Source organism: Vallitalea sp., assembly GCF_025211055.1.
Lineage (GTDB): Bacteria > Bacillota > Clostridia > Lachnospirales > Vallitaleaceae > Vallitalea.
Map to the genome: position 1 here is coordinate 26,988 of NZ_JAOARO010000099.1, position 18,903 is coordinate 45,890.

Annotated in this window: 16 protein-coding genes; 12 read left to right on the plus strand and 4 right to left on the minus strand. The window is 29.8% G+C overall.

The genetic code is table 11. The features are described 5' to 3' along the window. Positions 1-73: 73 nt before the first annotated feature. A complete protein-coding gene (locus tag N4A55_RS15845) occupies positions 74-658 on the minus strand; it encodes an SPOR domain-containing protein (protein WP_293758237.1) in 585 nt (194 codons plus the stop codon). Positions 659-904: 246 nt separating this feature from the next. Between N4A55_RS15845 and asnA the strand changes: the two genes are divergently transcribed. From asnA to N4A55_RS15865, 4 genes are all read left to right on the plus strand, one after another. Continuing rightward, positions 905-1,912, plus strand: coding sequence for an aspartate--ammonia ligase (gene asnA, locus N4A55_RS15850; RefSeq protein ID WP_293758239.1), 1,008 nt, complete (start codon positions 905-907; stop codon positions 1,910-1,912). 134 nt (positions 1,913-2,046) lie between these two features. After that, the gene (locus N4A55_RS15855) at positions 2,047-3,294 is read left to right on the plus strand and encodes an L-lactate MFS transporter (protein WP_293758241.1); all 1,248 of its coding nucleotides are present in this window, start codon (positions 2,047-2,049) and stop codon (positions 3,292-3,294) included. A 110-nt stretch (positions 3,295-3,404) separates the two neighbouring features. Then, on the plus strand, positions 3,405-4,283 hold the full coding sequence (locus tag N4A55_RS15860) for a hypothetical protein (protein ID WP_293758243.1): 879 nt from the start codon (positions 3,405-3,407) through the stop codon (positions 4,281-4,283). A gap of 247 nt (positions 4,284-4,530) precedes the next feature. Then, positions 4,531-5,484 carry a DegV family protein gene (locus tag N4A55_RS15865; protein WP_293758245.1) on the plus strand — a complete coding sequence of 318 codons (954 nt, stop codon included), beginning with the start codon at positions 4,531-4,533 and terminating at the stop codon, positions 5,482-5,484. A 124-nt stretch (positions 5,485-5,608) separates the two neighbouring features. Here N4A55_RS15865 and N4A55_RS15870 read toward each other — a convergent pair whose 3' ends face one another. Then, entirely contained in the window at positions 5,609-6,031 is a 423-nt protein-coding gene (locus tag N4A55_RS15870; RefSeq protein WP_293758247.1) for an aspartate carbamoyltransferase regulatory subunit, read from the minus strand. Continuing rightward, positions 6,018-6,947 carry an aspartate carbamoyltransferase gene (gene pyrB, locus N4A55_RS15875; RefSeq protein WP_293758248.1) on the minus strand — a complete coding sequence of 310 codons (930 nt, stop codon included), beginning with the start codon at positions 6,945-6,947 and terminating at the stop codon, positions 6,018-6,020. Before pyrB ends, N4A55_RS15870 begins: the two co-directional genes overlap by 14 nt. 499 nt (positions 6,948-7,446) lie before the next feature. On the opposite strand from pyrB, the gene N4A55_RS15880 reads away from it, so the two are divergent. Beyond that, on the plus strand, positions 7,447-10,350 hold the full coding sequence (locus N4A55_RS15880; protein ID WP_293758250.1) for a S8 family serine peptidase: 2,904 nt from the start codon (positions 7,447-7,449) through the stop codon (positions 10,348-10,350). A 155-nt stretch (positions 10,351-10,505) separates the two neighbouring features. Here the strand turns inward: N4A55_RS15880 and N4A55_RS15885 are convergent, their stop codons facing one another. Next, positions 10,506-10,730, minus strand: coding sequence for a hypothetical protein (locus N4A55_RS15885; protein ID WP_293758251.1), 225 nt, complete (start codon positions 10,728-10,730; stop codon positions 10,506-10,508). A gap of 479 nt (positions 10,731-11,209) precedes the next feature. On the opposite strand from N4A55_RS15885, the gene N4A55_RS15890 reads away from it, so the two are divergent. From N4A55_RS15890 to N4A55_RS15920, 7 genes are all read left to right on the plus strand, one after another. Beyond that, the gene (locus N4A55_RS15890; protein WP_293758253.1) at positions 11,210-12,361 is read left to right on the plus strand and encodes a sensor histidine kinase; all 1,152 of its coding nucleotides are present in this window, start codon (positions 11,210-11,212) and stop codon (positions 12,359-12,361) included. Between the two features lie 183 nt (positions 12,362-12,544). Continuing rightward, complete coding sequence (locus N4A55_RS15895) at positions 12,545-13,192, plus strand: response regulator transcription factor (RefSeq protein WP_330666447.1); 648 nt, start codon at positions 12,545-12,547, stop codon at positions 13,190-13,192. 150 nt (positions 13,193-13,342) lie between these two features. Further along, a complete protein-coding gene (locus tag N4A55_RS15900; RefSeq protein ID WP_293758257.1) occupies positions 13,343-14,287 on the plus strand; it encodes a hypothetical protein in 945 nt (314 codons plus the stop codon). 58 nt (positions 14,288-14,345) lie between these two features. Then, the gene (locus tag N4A55_RS15905; protein ID WP_293758260.1) at positions 14,346-15,281 is read left to right on the plus strand and encodes an ABC transporter ATP-binding protein; all 936 of its coding nucleotides are present in this window, start codon (positions 14,346-14,348) and stop codon (positions 15,279-15,281) included. 15 nt (positions 15,282-15,296) lie between these two features. After that, complete coding sequence (locus N4A55_RS15910) at positions 15,297-16,637, plus strand: ABC transporter permease (RefSeq protein WP_293758262.1); 1,341 nt, start codon at positions 15,297-15,299, stop codon at positions 16,635-16,637. Further along, the gene (locus N4A55_RS15915) at positions 16,638-17,795 is read left to right on the plus strand and encodes an ABC transporter permease (RefSeq protein ID WP_293758265.1); all 1,158 of its coding nucleotides are present in this window, start codon (positions 16,638-16,640) and stop codon (positions 17,793-17,795) included. A 73-nt stretch (positions 17,796-17,868) separates the two neighbouring features. Then, positions 17,869-18,666 carry an exodeoxyribonuclease III gene (locus tag N4A55_RS15920; RefSeq protein ID WP_293758267.1) on the plus strand — a complete coding sequence of 266 codons (798 nt, stop codon included), beginning with the start codon at positions 17,869-17,871 and terminating at the stop codon, positions 18,664-18,666. The last annotated feature ends 237 nt before the right edge of the window (positions 18,667-18,903 follow it).

Genomic DNA, 18,903 nt, shown 5'->3' on the forward strand with positions numbered 1-18,903 from the left:
AATATATAGGGGACTGCCCCTTAGATACTATATGTAATTTTATAATATTTATTTATATAATAACATATAATGTTTATTCAGAAACAATAAAGCTGTTATATCCTGATTTATCTACAAGGTCTTTTCTTTTAGTAGCATTCTTCATTTGTGAAAATGTACCTGCGATTACTCTATACTTATTGTTACTTGGTGAAACATAAGCATCTATTTTTTTAGTGAGAAGCTCTTCTTTTAGTTTTGTAGCATTTTCTTTTTTGTCAAATGAACCTACAATTACTCTATAATATTTTTTAGCTGTGTTTGAAATTGTAGTTGTACTGGATTTTGAACTAGAAGAACCATTATTTACTGTAGAAGTATTAGCTTTTTTATCTTCTTCTTCTTTTTCTTCTAATTTTTTATTAAGGTCTTCATTTTGGCTTCTAAGATCATCAATAATCTTGTCTTTTTCAGCTAAGGAACCTTCAAGTTCTTTGATTTTGTCCATAGTTTCAGTGTCTGCATTTGATTCAGTGTCATTATTATTATCTGTAGTTTTTTGTTGCTTACTTACATCAGTAGTATCATAATTTACCATTTCATTAAGAGATGGTTTCTTTTGGCAGCCAACAAGAACTAGGGTTAATAGTAACATGCTAATCAATACTTTTTTAATCATTTATTCTCCTCCTTGATATGATTATTATACATAAGTTATTTTGCTGATAATATGATAATCATTGTAATAACTTATGTCTTATTAAATTATATAGCAGATATTTGTCGATTTCAATAGGAGAAGTGTTTGAGGGTTGACTTTTTATGTGTAGAACAGTATATTTATATTATTGTATTTACATTTTTTAAATATCGTGGTTTAATGTAATAAAAAGTCAAAGCGATAAAGCTAACACAAGGAGGTAACATGAAGCGATTAATGATTATTGAAGATTATGAACCAAAAATGAGTCTAATGGAGACGGAGATAGCAGTAAAACAAACGAAAGATTTTTTTGAAAATTCTTTATCAAAGGTATTGAATCTTACTAGGGTATCAGCTCCATTATTTGTATTACCAGAAACAGGACTTAATGATAACTTGAATGGATATGAAAGACCTGTTAGTTTTGATATCAAGGAAACAGGTAAGGTTGCAGAGATTGTACATTCTCTAGCAAAATGGAAAAGAATGGCTCTTCATCGTTATAAGGTTGAAGCTTCAAAAGGTATCTATACAGATATGAATGCTATAAGAAGAGATGAAGATATGGACAATCTTCACTCAATCTATGTAGATCAATGGGATTGGGAAAGAGTTGTCACTAAGGAACAAAGAAATGAAGAATTTCTAAAAGATGTCATTAGGAAAATCTATAAAGTATTTAAAGATACAGAGACTTTTTTATATGAAAAATATCCATTTTTAGGTAAAAATCTACCTGAAGAGATCAAGTTTATAACTACTCAAGAATTAGAAGATTTGTATCCTAATCTAAAACCTTCTGAGAGAGAAGACAGAGCTGCAAAAGAACATTATGCTGTTTTCATCATGAAAATAGGCGGTACTTTAAAATCAGGAGAGAAACATGATGGTAGAGCACCAGACTATGATGATTGGGAATTAAACGGAGATATTGTATTCTGGAATCCAGTACTTAATAGAGCTTTTGAATTATCATCTATGGGTATCCGTGTTGATGAAGAATCTCTTAAAAGTCAATTAGTAATTGCAGATGCAGAGGAAAGAAAAGAATTAAAATATCATCAAATGATATTGAATAAAACACTTCCTTATACAATTGGTGGTGGAATAGGTCAATCAAGAATATGTATGTATTTCTTAAGAAAAGCACATATTGGAGAAGTACAAGCTAGTATTTGGCCAGAAGAAATGATAACAGATTGTGAATCTCACGGTATTAATTTATTATAGTTCGAGGGAAAGGAAATTATTATGAACTCATTTGATGTAACTAGTTCTATAATTAATAAAGACGTGAAAAGTATATTAAATTTAGCTTCAAAAGTGATCATATCAAATAGTAGAGAACATCTAGGAGTATATATATGAATAGCTTAAAATACAGTAGTACAAGTAGTTCAACAAATCATTATATGTTCAAAAGATGGACGTTTGTTATTCTGGGGATGATAATGTTTATGTGTCTAGGAACAGTATATTCCTGGAGTGTGTTTAGAACTCCCATAGAAGAACAGTATCAGATTGATGCTACCTTGAGTGGTTTACCATATCTAGTATTTTTATTATCATATACAGCATCTATGGTAATAACTGGTAAATTAATTGACCGCTTAAATCCTAAAATTATGATTTTAATAGGTGGTGTTATGGTAGGTATAGGTTGGATTTTATCAGGTATTGCAGTATCATTTAGTATGATTATACTGTCATATGGTGCAATATCAGGTGCTGGTGTTGGTATTGCTTATGGACCTCCAATAAAAGTTATATCAAGTTGTTTTACAAAAAAACGTGGTATAGCTATTGGATTATTACTTGCAGGATTTGGTTTATCACCTTTAATAACAGCTCCCATAACAAAAGCTTTAATTAATCAATTAGGCGTTAATAATACTTTTAAGGTTGTGGGCATTTTTTTCTTAATTGTAATACCTTTATTAGGATTATATTTTGAAAAGCCTGCTCAAGTAGCAGAAAGTAATAATAAATTGAAAATAGATAACAACATTACCAATGAAGACAGTATTCTTGAATTAATAAAAAATACCAAATTTCAAGGACTGTGGTTATGTTTTGTTATTGGTACTTCCATTGGTCTTATGATTATTGGTATCTCAAGCCAAATTGGTGAAGAGTTGTTCAAAATTAATTCTAATACAACAGCTTCACTTCTATCCATTTTTGCAATTTTTAATGCAATTGGACGCCCGCTTTTTGGCTGGATTACAGATAGATTTAGTCCCTTTGTATCTGCTATGACTTCATTCATACTTATTTTTATTACAGCAGGTCTAATGTACATGACTAATAACTATACTATCTTAATATATATAATAGCACTATCAGTTCTTTGGATGAATTTAGGTGCCTGGCTTTCAATTGCACCAACGACTATAGCTATGTATTTTGGTGAAGCAAACTATAGTCGTAATTACGGTGTGTTATTTACTGCATACGGCATAGGTGCAGTAATAGGAACACCTTTGGCTGGCTTTATTAGAACACAGTTTGGTAGCTACCATTATATCTTTTTACCTATAATGATTATGGCGATTATAGGTATGTTTATAGCTCTATTAACAATAAAACCTAAGAAAATTACAAAATTATGATAGAAACGAGTTCAGCAATTTTCAAATTAATATGGATAATGTAACAAAAAGCATTTCTCTTTCTTATAATGGTATTAAGTTATATTAATATTTATGTGGGAGAGATGCCTATGGATATGTTTGATTGTGGAATTTATTCTTTTGTAAATGCTATTACAATAGAAACTATCAGGTATTGGTCTAAAAACTCGTACCAGCATATTGATGTTTTATTGAATTCTACAACTCCAAACAAAGGAATTCTATTTGATAGCTTTAATAATGACTTGAAAAGGCTCTATAAAACGTTTCAGAACATCTATAATGAACTGGATGATGTGAAGAGAGATACTAATGTCTATTTTATGGTAAAAAGATTTCTTATAGCCAATGATCATTTTATCACATTATTACAAAGGCTGAAATTTGAAGGCTTCAATGGTTTTCCAATATTATATCAAGTTACATATCATATCTTATATGAACAGATGTATGTTAAGGAAATTTTTAGACCTTTGATGTGTACTGGAGATGTTTATCCAGATAATGTGATAATAAACTCTAATTTTAGACGAATGGCTCTAGGTACTAATCCATTACAATGCATATATGGACAAATATATTTTTGGAGTATTATAGGTGCTGAACATCCATCTATCATAATGAATATCAGCCCTAATGAAATGGAGCAATTACCTAAAAAAGTCATTGGTGATTTTAATGATATAGCTAATAGATTCAATAAGATTAATTATAAACTCTCTTGCATATATTCTAAGTTAAATATGATGAATCTTAGTATAATATTAAAAGAATTTTGTAATGTCAACAAAGAATTTCTTATATTGCTAGATAGATTTAAAGACAGTATGGAAAATTTACCTGCTAATATTAAGAATAACTTGCCAAAATTGTTCTTTGCTATTCTTGAACATATAATCAAAGAACATGAATATGCAAAATTGTTGACAGAAAAAATTATGGAAAGTCAATATGGTAGAAATAACTAAAAGATAATATATAAGCTTATTAAAATAGACTTTACTTAATCAGATAACTTAAACCTAAGTTTAAGGACTGTTTAAATGAATAGAGTCTATTTTTTTATTCCATTTATTTCTATAAGAACCATAACAATTCTTTTAAATTAGTGCAAAATGGAGTATACTAAATATAAGTATTCGGATATTACATATTATTAATTAACAGTAACCATTAATTGATAAAAATACAACAGAAAGCAATCAGGAGGAAAAAATGATAAAAATAATAGCAGATTCAACTTGTGACCTATCACCAAATATTATTAAGAAATATGATATAGGAATAGCTCCACTTACCATTAATATCAATGGCAAAGTTTATAGAGATAAGATAGATATATCAGCAGATAAATTCTATAGAATTATTGAAGAATTAGAAAATGAGCCAACTACATCAATGCCTAACCCATCTGAATTCTTAAGAATCATCAATGAGGCAGTTGAAGAAGGACACAATGAGATATTATGTATTTGTATGTCTAGTTTAACTAGTGGTTCATATCAATCTGCAGAACTTGCAAAAACATATTTCTATGAAGAGAATGAGAAATCAGAAGTCAAGATACAAGTAATAGATTCTATGTGTATGAGTCATGGTAGTGGCTGGTTAATAATGAAAGCTGCTATTTATAGAGATAGAGGAGCTAGCTTTGACAAATTAGTTAACTGGATAGAGATTCATAAAAAACAAGTAAAACATTTCTTAACAGTGGATGACTTAGATCATCTTATCAAAAGTGGAAGACTTACCAATTCTAGTGCTTTTGTAGGTAAAATACTTAGGATTAAACCAATAATGACTATAAAAAAAGGAAAAGGTGCTATAGTAGCAAAAGAACGTGGAAGAAAAAAAGTTCTATCATTTTTGGTTAAGGAATTTGATAAAAGAATTGACATGAGATATAGTAATTTCATTATAATTGGCTATACATCTGATATAAAATATGCAGAAAATCTAAGAGAAAGAATCAAGAGAGATTCTGATTTCAATGGGGAGATTTTAATAATGCAAATGGGAGTTGCTGTAGGTACTCATGTTGGGCTTGGAGCAGTTTCTATGTTCTATATGGAGAAAAGGAAAGGACAAGTTTTTGATAATCTATTAGTTAATCGCATGCATGATTTTGTGGATAAGACTAATGGTTTTATTGATAAGATAAAGAAATAAGTAATTTGTAGCTAAATCATTGAAATGGATGTATAGATGTTTTAGTTCAATATATAATAGGCTGTCTTAATATATTTTATTTAAAAATTGTAATATATTTAGACAGCCTGTAATGATATTATTTTTATAGAGAAGTTCTAGTATCACAATACTCGCATTTATATTCTTTCTTCTCTGGATCAACTAGAGTAAATGTAATATCTTCATTTTTTTCAATAGTAGTAACACATCTAGGATTATTGCATTTTAGAATACCAACTACTTTTTCTGGAATAGATAGCTTTATCTTATCCACTATGTTCTCGTCATCAATAATTGTTATTGTAAGTCCTGGGTCGATTAATCCAAGAACGTCTAGGTTTAAATCAATTACATTATCTATTTTTATTAAATCCTTCTTACCTAATTTGTTGGAAGGTGCATTTTTGATAAGAGCTGTAGTACAGTCTGCTTCATCTAATTTTAGTTCTTTGAATATTTTATATCCTAGTCCTGCTTTTATATGGTCTATAACAATCCCTTTTTTGATTCCATTAATTTTTAACATTAATATCCCCTCCTAAAAGCTTTAATATCAGTGCCATTCTAACATACATACCATATTTAGCCTGGTTAAAATAAACTGCTCTTGGGTCATTATCTACCTCTGTGCTTATTTCATCAACTCTTGGTAATGGATGTAGAATAATCATATCTTTCTTAGCATTCATCAACTTCTCATTATCTAATAGATAATAACCTTTTAGTCTAAGATATTCTTCTTCATTAAAAAATCTTTCTTTTTGAATACGGGTCATATATAGTATATCAAGATCAGGGATAGCTTCCTCGAGATTGGATGTTTGATAAAATTCATGGTTAGTAAGCTCTTCTATAATATAAGATGGTATTTCAAGCTCTGGAGGAGCTATAAAGACAAATTTAATATTTTCATATCTGCTAAGGGCTTTGACTAATGAATGAACTGTTCTTCCAAATTTCAAGTCACCGCATAGTCCGATAACATTATTGGAGAAACTTTTTTTGTATGAGCGGATTGTAAGTAGATCAGTTAATGTCTGAGTGGGATGTTGATGTCCTCCGTCACCAGCATTTATTACTGGTATATCAGAATATTTGGATGCAAGTTTTGGGGCACCTTCTTTTGGATGTCTCATTACAGCTATATCAGCATAGCAACTTACAGTTCTAATAGTATCACCAATACTTTCACCTTTGGAAACTGATGATGATGAAGCTTCAGAGAATCCGAATACGCCTCCACCTAGTCTTAGCATTGCTGCTTCAAAACTAAATCTTGTTCTTGTAGATGGTTCGTAGAATAGAGTAGCTAATAATTTGCCTTTGCAAACGTCCAAATATTTATCTGGATCTTTAATAATGTCATCTGCTAATGTAAAAATATCTTCCAATTCCTCAACAGTAAAATCATCTGGTTGTATCAAATGTTTTCCTTTTAACATGGTATTTCCTCCTTTTTAGCATCACGGTACTAGATTAAAGGTTATAATTTTATAGGATATCTTTTGGAAAAAATCATATTAAACGTTACCTTCCTAGCCTCTCTTGGACTAAATTAAAGATACCTATTAATCAATAGATTAACACTTATTTTTACATAAGTCAAGCAAAAAAAATTTTATAAATATATAAAAATATAAAATTATTTATTTACTTTTTTTACAGTATATGTTAATATAATGTTGTATAATTTATAAATTATAATACAAGCTTGTTATAAACATATCTGTTTAATCGAAAATCACTTAATATAATGCGAAATATCTTATTCTATGGTCTATTCAGAAAATTTCTGCGTAAAACTAACCGAATATTTCTAAAAATATACTCTTATTTACATAATAATAATGAAGTATAGATTAGAGGTGGTATTTTTCAAGTAATTTAATATGTAACCCTCAATAAAATTTTTTGAAAAGTAAAAAAAAAGGAGGAATTGTAATGAAGAAAAATTTTAAAGGGAAAATTGGGTTGTTATTAGTTATTATGTTTGTTACATTTACATTGTCTCCAAAGTCTTTGCTAGCTAGTACTGTTGAAGGTGATAATGATACCCCGTGTATTATTTATTTAAAAGGTTTTGAATTGAACTTAGATGAATTAAAAAGAGCAAAAGTCGAAGATTCTGGTATATATATTATTTCTTTTGAAGGACCAATTGATGAGTATATGAAAAACGATATAACGAAATTAGGTGTAGAACTTATTGAATATATCCCGAATTTTGCATTTCTATCAAGAATAAAATCTAATACAATTTCTGATGTTTCACTACTTCCTTACGTAAATAAGATTGTAAGTTACCAGCCTGAATATAAAATAAATCCTGTATTAAAAGATAAAAAAAGAATAACTAGATTAATTACACCAGAAGAATTGACTGAAGAAATATCTGTCAAAATATTTACATTTGACGATTCATCTATTCTAGATGCTTATATAAAAGAATTCGGTGGTACTAAAATAGGTTCTACTGAAAATGAAGTAATCGTTAAATTGAATCCAAATAGTCTTGAAAAATTTGCTAGTCTGAATTCAGTTAAATACATAGAACCAGTGATTGAATATGAATTATTCAATGATAAAGCTAGAGACTACATGGGTGTGAATAGTATTAATAATTTAGGTCATAAGGGAAATGGACAAGTTGTTGCAGTTTGTGATACTGGTATTGATACTGGTGTTAATAATAGCGGAATGCACTCAGACTTTCAAGGTAGGATAGATAGTATATTCCCATTAGGTAGAGCTACAGCTGATGATATACATGGTCATGGTACTCATGTTGCTGGGTCAGTTCTAGGTGATGGTACTAGTTCCAATGGTCAAATTAAAGGTATTGCTCCACAAGCTCATCTTGTATTTCAATCAGTATTAGATTCTAATGGCGGACTAGGAGGTCTACCAGATGATTTGAATAGTTTATTCCAACAAGCAGAAAATGAAGGTGCTCATATTCATACAAATTCTTGGGGAGCTCCAGTTAATGGACAATATACTGGAAGTTCACAAGATGTTGATGAATATGTATGGAATAATAAAGATATGATTATCCTTTTCGCTGCTGGAAATGAAGGCGATGGATACAGTGGAACAGCTTATAATTCAATTGGTTCTCCTGGAACAGCTAAAAACTGTATTACTGTAGGAGCAACTGAAAACTATCGTCCTAACATGCCTAATACTAAGTGGGGTAATATTGGGGATAATCCAAATGAGATTGCGCCATTTTCTAGTCGTGGTAATTGTGATGATGGAAGAATAAAACCTGATATAGTGGCTCCAGGTACATGGATACTTTCTACCAAATCATCTGTAGCACCTGCAAGTAATTACTGGGCAGGCTACAATAATTACTATGCTTACATGGGTGGTACTTCAATGTCTACTCCATTAACTGCTGGAGCAGTAGCAGCAGCACGTGGATATATGCAGGATGTTTGGAATCATACACCAAGTGCAGCATTAATGAAAGCTGCAATTATCAATGGTGGTACTGATTTAGGTTTTGGTTTCCCAAGTAAAGATCAAGGATGGGGACGTGTTAACTTAGCAGATTCATTGAAGAACAAAGAATATGAATATTCTGATGAAACTTATAATCTAGCTACAGGTGCTACACAAAACTTTACTTATACTATTGAATCAACTAGTACTCCATTAACTATATCTCTAGTTTGGTCAGATTATCCTGGTTCAACAGCTGCATCTAAAGCATTAGTTAATGACCTAGATATAAAAGTTACATCTCCTTCTGGTATCATATATTATGGTAACGATTTTACTCAACCATATAATAGCAGTTATGATAGATTGAATAATGTAGAAAATATATATATTAATTCTCCAGAAACAGGTAATTATTCAGTTGAAGTTAAAGGCTACAATGTACCACAAGGACCTCAATCCTTTGCATTATTTGCCTCTGCTAATTTTGGTAATCCAGTAGTTGATAATGTAGCACCAACATGTAATATAACTTCACCTGCTAATGGTGATGATGTTAGTGGAACAATAAATATTAATGCTGATGCCTGGGATAATATAGCAGTTAGTAAAGTTGAATTCTATGTGGATAATAATAAAATAGGTGAAGACACTACATCACCTTACAGTTATGAATGGGATACAACTACAGTAAGTAATGCATCTCATACATTAAAAGTAAAAGCAATAGATTCATCTAATAATGAAGGTCTATCTAATGAGATTACTGTTACTGTAAATAATACTTCTGCTGTGAAATATAAAACTAAAACTTCCACTGGTATTGCAAGTATATTCTATAGTCCACAAATTGACATTAATGTTACTGCAAATGGTAAAATAGATTTAAAATTATCAGGTAGTTCATCATCATTAGAAATGAGACTATATAATCCTAGTGGTAATCTACTAGCTACTAATAGTTCCAGTATATCATATGATGCCACTGAAACTGGAACATATTCAATTGTAGTTTCAGCATTTAGCTTTTTCGGAGCAGATTATTCCTTAACAGCAACTTATCCTGTTGTTTCTACTCAAGATGAAGATATAGATTTAGTTGAGGATTCAACAGAAACTATAGAACCAACAGATGTTATTGTTGATGGAGATATCATTAGTGATATTATGACTATAGATACTTACGTTGATGAGAACAAATCTATAAAGCTTATTGAATTATATGTTGATGAAAATAAAGTAATACAATTCACTGAAATACCTAAAGTTATTGAATGGGATACTACTACAGTAGACAACGGTAATCATGAGATACAAGTAAAGATTACTGATGAATCAGGTAATGTTATTACTTCAACTACATTGAATGTTGTTGTAGAAAATGATATGAGTGAATAGATAATAAGTTAATGATAAAATTAAACATATAATCTATGCTCAGTAATAATTAATAATCATAGTACATAATTATGATTATTAATTAAAATAATCACTCTAAACAAGTAAGCACAGTATAGATACACTGTGCTTACTTGTTCTGTTAGTAACATATTTTATAAATCAACTCTATATAGAACATTAGGAGAATTTTCTAAAGTATAAAAAATGTTTTTATCAGTAATTGCTGTATGAACATAATCATCGGAATCTTTAACAATATCAACATAATGTTTGATCTCTTTTGTATTATAGTTAATTCGCATTATACCACATAGTACATTTCCATCTTTATTGACAGAAATACGAATAACATCGTAAGAAGTAAGCTTTATAGCCATCCATTGTATTATTCTATAATCAAATCAAGATTCAGGTATTTTTCTATATCAGCTAAAGGCATATAAAAATCTAAACCAATGATATTTTTCATATATGTGAAAGATAAGAATGGTATCCCTTCTTCTGAGATATATCCTATTTCTTTGTCTTTATGATAGTTTCATTAAATATATCTAATAAACTATGTTATAACAATTATACTCTATTTATCATATGTATCAAAGAATAAAATTAAATAGCATGTGAAGTTACATTGAAATAATAAGATATCTAGATTATAATTTATCTTATAGAACTATGACGAGGCATAACCTCTTTTCTTGTCGTATAGGAAAGTCCTTGAATATAGCATATAAATGAAGCATTTTCAGATGCGTTATGGATACTTTCCTAACGAACAACTTGCTTTTCAAGACGAAGTAACTTTTTTGAGTAAAGAAATATAACTTTTTATTAAGGTAAGGTGTTAATAATGATAATGGTTAGAAAAATAGGATACTATTTGATAGATTTACTTGCTATGATAATATTTTATTTTGCGTTTATATACGAAGGAGCTAAGGATAATAGATATGTGTTATTACTAACATTATTCGTAGCTTATGTCATATTGTCTATTGTTAAGAATATCTTTAAAGAACATTCAAAAATAATACTAGTCATATTATGTTTGAAGATATTGTTGTTGCTGTTTATAGAAATCAATTCAAAGTTTGCTATCAATTATTTTATACATGCTGTTTATTTATTAATAATTATCGAATCGACCTCATTGCTTAGTTTCAAAAGCAGTTTGATAATTAATTCTTTGGCATTTATAATATCGTTGTACAAATTTTTTAATCTAATATCTTTTAACAATAGCATTTCTAATATATCTCAGATGTTTCTTTTCGTTCTCATTAATTCTTTGGTAATTATTATATTGGGGTTCGCTAAGTATCATCAAGAAGAAAAAAGTAAGATTGATAATATATATAAGGAATTATTGAGTGCTCATTATAAATTAAAAGACTATGCTCAGAAGATTAAGGAACTGACAACTACCCAAGAAAGAAATAGGATAGCTAGAGATTTGCACGATACACTTGGACATAATATGACAGGGCTTATAATGCAGATGGAAATGACAAGTTCAATGATGGATAAAGATATGGATGAGGCAAAAGTTCTTATGGAAGAATCTAAGATAACTGCAAGGGAAAGTTTGAAGAAAGTTAGAGAGATTGTAGAAACTTTTAAAGATGAAAGTAGAATGTATACTGATATAGGTGCTATCAAGGAGCTTATTGAGGAGTTTTCAAACAAGACAGGTGTTAATATTTATTTTGAAGTTAATGGAGAGAAGATAGCTTTGTCGCCAGATGTTTATATAACATTGTATCGAGTTATACAGGAATCAATGACCAATGCTGTAAGGCATGGAAAAGCTGATGAAATGAAGATTGTTATTAAATATGAGAAAGATGTTATTAGATTTTCTATAACTGATAATGGTGTTGGATGTGATGATGTTTGTGAAGGGTATGGATTAAAGGGGATGAGAGAAAGAGTGAGTTTATTAGGAGGATTTATTGAGTATAGGAATGAATATGGATTTGAAGTTATGGGGGAAATTAATAGGGGATAGGTTTTAATTTTATAGACTAACGGGATTAAGCGTAGTGATAAATAGTAAGTTTTACTTGCCTTACTCCTGAAGGAACGGTCTTCGTAAAACTTACTATTTATCACAATGTAGTGTACGTATTGGTTAGTGATTAGGGTATCTTGGGTGATATTTAGTTGATTAATTTGGAAAGGGATGTGGATGATGATAAGAGTATTGTTGGTGGATGATCAGGATATTTTGTTACAGGGGTTGACTATGATTTTGGGGAAAGAGGGAGATATTGAAGTAGTAGGGGGAGTAAAAAATGGAGAGGAAGCTGTAAATAGATGTAAGGTAGATAATATTGATGTGGTATTGATGGATATTAGAATGCCTGTTATGAATGGTGTGGAGGCTACAAGAGCCATAAAAGATTATAATGGGAGTATTAAGATTATCGTTTTGACAACTTTTAATGATGATGAGTACATATTTGATTCTCTGAAATATGGGGCATCAGGTTATTTGTTGAAAGATGCAATGCCAAAAGAGATATCTGAGGCAATTAGATGTGTATATAATGGAGGAACATTGATAAATCCATCTGTTGCAACAAAAGTTATGGATAGATTCAAGGAGATAAGTAACAATGAACAGGAATATGAAAGGGTACAGGAGGTAACTACTTTAACATCAAGGGAGAAAGATATCTGTAGTCTATTGGCAAAAGGAAAGAATAATAAAGAAATATCTGAAGAATTATTCTTGAGTCAAGGGACTGTCAAAAATCATATAACTAGTATATTGGGAAAACTTGATCTCAGGGACCGTACTCAGTTGGCTATTTTTGCTATTAAGAATAAGCTATAGTCATATTAAATGAGTTTTCATTAGTCATGAATATTATAAATGTGCAAAAAGTCATGGGTATAATGTGACAATAGATACATGGAATATTATTGGTGATGGTGTATATTAGTTGTATAGTAATTAACTAAATAGCTAAATGAGGTGTATAAAATGAAAAAGATGATTAGTGTAATAATGATGACGGTTATTATAGTAGCAATGTTGACTGCATGTTCAACTAAAGCAATGGTAGATTATAATAATGCGGTAGTAAAAACGGATTCTGAGAAGATGGGGAAAGAATCTATGGAAATAAAGATAAATGTAGATTATAATACAGAAGGTTTATCGTTAGAAAAAGTTACACAACTGAATCATTATAAGGAAATGATGTTTAATATAACTAATCAGTATGATATGATACAAGATAAGATTGCAACAGATATTTATATGAATTTTGGTGGATTAGGTATGGATTCTTATTTTTATAAGGATGGAGATAAGGAATATATACAAATTCCAGTACTCAAGAAATATGCTAAGCTGGATGAAAAGAATTTCACTACTAACAACTATGATAAGATATTTGCTAATGTATCAGATAAATGGCTAGAACTATTGGGAGAAGAAAATGTACTGAAAGGTGAAAATACAATTATTGATACAAAAGATGGTCAGGTAAAAGCAAAAGAAGTATCAATAAAGATTAGTGCTGAACAATTAAAAGAATTGAGTAAGGAGATATTTATAAGTTTAAAAGAAGGTGAAATCATTGAAGATTTTATATTCATATCTGATGATAGAGATAACCCAGATAATATTGATAAAGAAGATATTATGAAAAATATTGATGAGATGTTTGAAATAGTGGTTTTTGATAATTTTGAAGCCAAAGCTTATATTGATTTTGACGGATATCTTATAAGAGAAAAAATGACAATAGAAATGAGTATGACTGATCAGAAAAAAGGAGAGCCAATGTCAATTCAAGTCTCTATTGATAAAACTAACTGGGATATAGGAAAGAAACAGGAGATTAATATTCCTAAGTTCAACGAAGAAGATATCATTGAGATGGATGAATTGAAGAATATAGATAGTATCATAGGTTTGTAAATCAAAAGGTAATGAAATGTATAATTATATAGAATCATAGGAATGGAGGCATATTAATATGCAATTACTTAATGTATCACATCTAAAAAAATATTTTAAAGACATAAAAGCGGTGGATGATATTTCATTTAGTATAGAAAAAGGTGAAATATTAGGGTTGCTTGGACCTAATGGAGCAGGAAAATCAACAACTATCTCCATGCTTTCAACATTGATAAAACCTGATGATGGTGTCATAACATACAAAGGTAAAGATATCGTAAAAAGTCCACAAGCCATTCAAGGAAGTCTAGGTTATGTGCCTCAAGAAATAGCCCTATATCCAAACCTTACAGGTAGGGAAAATCTTGAATTCTGGGGAAGAGCTTATGGGTTGAAAGGTAAGAAACTTAAGAAGCAGATCAAGAAAGTCTCTGGAATCATTGGTATAACAGATAGATTGAAAGATAAAGTAAGTCAATATTCTGGTGGAATGCAGAGAAGACTTAACATTGGAGCGGCTCTTTTGCATGAACCTGAATTAATCATCATGGATGAACCAACTGTAGGTATAGATCCACAATCAAGAAAGCATATTCTTGATACTGTTTTGGAGCTTAATAAAGAGGGAATGACAGTAATATATACAAGTCATTATATGGAAGAAGTAGAGTATATCTGTAACAAAGTATGTATTATGGATAATGGTAGAATAATTGCAAATGGTACTAAGAAAGATTTAGTTAATCTCATTGATGATAAAAAAAGAATTCTTATAAAAGTGGATAATGTCAATGATACATTATTGAAGGATATAGGTAATATTGAAGAAGTAACAGATGTCAGCAGTGAAGAAAATACAGTTATCGTTACTGTCAGTAATGGTAAAGCAACATTTAAAAGAATTATTGAAGTGTTGAATAATACAGAAAGCGGTATCCGTTCTATTGATATTAATGAACCTAACTTAGAGACTGTATTCTTACACTTGACAGGTAAGGCACTTAGAGATTAGAAAGGATGGGGCTAATTGAAACTAAGACATATCATAGTCAAAGATGTAAAGAAGATTATTTACGATAAAAAGTTATTAGCTATTATCCTTTTAATGCCTATTGTACTTATGACTATATTAGGTTTTTCTCTTAACGATATGTTTGGGGATGGGGGAAATTCTATAGGAAATATTAATGTAGCCATTGTTAAAAATTATGATGCCTTAGAGGATATGGCAAGATTTGAAGAAACTGTGAATAAAGGTTTTTTTACAAAAGATTTGGATGAAAAAAGTAGAGAGAGTCTATTATCATTCGTAAAAGATTATAACATAGAAAATATATTTTTTGAGTTTCTTGATTCAGACAACATACAAGAAGTAATGACTTATACTGTACAGGATGAAGAGAAAGCAAGAAAAATGTTAGAATCAAAGGAAGTGACTGCTGTTGTTATTCTACCAGAAAACTATATTTATAACACTTACATGAACTATGCTTTACCTGTAAGAAATATAGTGGATGTAGAAATTTTAAAGCATACGGATAATAGCATAAAAGGAAGTATTGTAGAAGCTGTCATTAATGGTTTTATGGGAACAATGAATAATTATTCTCTTGATAAAGAAGTGTTTATCAATAAGGTTCAGGAATACAGTAATTTGGAGTCGGCATTCGAAGGAATTCCTTATTTGATGGAAGAGTTAACTGAGAATGTTCAGAAGAACCTTAATATAAAAGATATAGATGTGGAAGGAAAGAAAAATTTGTCTAGCTTCCAGTATTATGCTGTAGCTATGATGGCTATGTTCATTCTTTATAGTGCTAGCAATGGTGGTAGATTGTTATTGGAAGAAAAAGAGAATATAACATATCAAAGAAATAGAGTTGCTGGAGTACCACTTAGTAAGATAATGATAAGTAATTTTTTTATGATATGTATAGTTGCTATATTACAGTCAGTTGTTATGATTCTCTATTCAAGTATCGTACTGAAAATAAACTGGGGAGATATAGGGCTTGTCTTGTTAAGTGTACTAAGCAGTAGTTTGGCTATTGGTGGTCTGGGAATATTTATATCTGTTATAACATTGATAGTGGGTAATTATAAATTTGCTAATGTATTCGAACTTGGAATAATACAATTCATGGCGTTGATAGGTGGTAGTTTCGTACCAATAGAGACTTTACCAAGTTTTATGAACAAGTTATCATATTTTTCTACCAGCGGGGTTGCCATAAAAATATATACTGGCATCATGAGAAACAATAGCTTGGTTGATATGTGGAATTATTATGCAATATTAGTTGGTACTGGAGTAGGGTTTATTATGGTCTCTGCTATACTGGTCAAGTTGCGAAGGGAGGCTATATAAATGTTTGCAGTACTGAAAGTCAAAATTTTAGGATATAAGAATGATTCACCTATTCTTCTTAGTTTTATTGCTATGATGCTAATATTCACTTATATATTTGGTGCATCTTTTTCCACAAAAAGTGTTAAGCCAACAGTCTATATTGTGGATAATGCAGAAAACAATATAAGTGAATTGTTGATAACTAAATTACAAGAGAGTAAAGTTCTAAAATTAAAAGAAGTGAAATATGATAAAGCAGTAGATAGCGTAAAAAGGTCAAAAGGGATTGGTGCTATTGTTGTAGAAGAAGGTACACAAGGTATCAAACTATCTGTAATGAGTATAAATAAGACTAGAGATACAATAATGTTAAAACGCTTACTTTCAGGGATATCAAATATATTTCAAAATGATATGAAACTTGCAGATATAACATACAAGTATCTTAATAAATCAGGAATAGCTGTAGAAAAGAATAAAATTCAAAAAGAAATTATGGAGGAAATGGGAGAGCTAAGAGATAAAAAAGCATTTTATAAAACTAGTTCAGAATTCATTGATACTGATTTGTATAGTTATGATAATCTCAAGCAGGCTTTAGCAGGTTTTGCATTGTTCTTTTCCATGTTCTTGGTATTTTTTGGTATAGGGAATATAGTTGACGAGAAAAAGCACTATGTTTGGCAGCGACAGCTAGTATCTCCATTAAAAAACATTTCTATATTATCAGGAAATGTTATTGCAACATTTATAGCTGGTTTTGTTAATATATTAGTTATGGTGTATGGAGGTAAATACTTATTTCATATAGATTGGGGAAAAAGCGATATTGGAGTACTTTTACTATTAGGAGCTTTTATATTTACAATTACATGTCTTGGACTGTTTATATCTTCATTTTTCAAGACGAGACAGCAATTATCATCTATAGTGCCTGTAATTACTGTTAGTACATCAATGCTAGGTGGCTGTATGTGGCCATTAGAAATAATACAATCAAAAACATTACTGTTCATTGCTAATCTGACACCGCAAAAATGGGCTTTAGAGGGTATAAAGGACTTGATAATGTATGGGCATGGGATAGAATCCATAGTTACACCTGTACTAGTATTATTATTGATGGGAATTATATATCTAGCATTGGGAATCAGATTTGTTAATGCTAGTAAATAAATATAGTATACTAATTACAGTTGGTTACAATTAAATATACAATACTGTAGCATAAGTGGTTAAGGAGGACATAATGAAACTAATATCTTGGAATGTTAATGGTATAAGAGCTTGTATTAAAAAGGGCTTCTTAGATTTTTTTAATGAAGTAGATGCAGATATTATGTGTTTACAAGAAACCAAAATATCTGAAGGACAAATTGAGCTAGATTTAGACGGATATTATCAATATTTTAATTATGCAGAGAAAAAAGGTTATTCAGGAACAGCTATTTTTTCTAAGATTCAACCTATATCTATTAAAAATGGAATAGGTATTGAAGAACATGACCAAGAAGGACGAGTTATAACTGTTGAATACGATAACTTATATTTAGTTAATGTCTATACACCTAATTCTAAAAGAGGATTGCTTAGACTTGATTATAGAATGCATTGGGAAGAAGATTTTAGAAACTATGTTAATGAACTTGATAAGATTAAGCCTGTTGTCATCTGTGGTGATTTGAATGTAGCCCATAAAGAAATTGATATAAAGAATCCAAAATCCAATCAAAAGAATGCAGGATTCACTATTCAAGAAAGAACTAAGCTGACTAAACTACTAGATTCTGGCTTTGTAGATTCATATAGATTTTTCTATCCTGATAAAGAAGGAGCTTACAGTTGGTGGTCATATATGTATAATGCTAGACAGAATAATGTAGGATGGCGTTTAGACTACTTCACTGTTTCTAAAAAATTGGAAGATAAGTTGAAGAATGCAGATATCTTATCAGATGTATTAGGTTCAGATCACTGTCCTATTAAGTTAGAACTTGATATTGAAGTTAATGAACCTACTATGAATGATATCAACATGATTCTATAGAACACTTTGTATTATCACAGAAAGGAATCTAATGACAATAGTAAAAATTAATTAATTACTTATATTCTAGTGGATATAATATATAAATTATAGTAAAAATATATTGATTTAAGTAATAATTTACTATTACATATCTTTTAAAAAAGTTGAAAATATTGTAAAATTATGCTAAAATTATACTAGTTATAATTAATTATGCCTAATCATAATAGTATATTAAGACTAGGTTAGGGGACG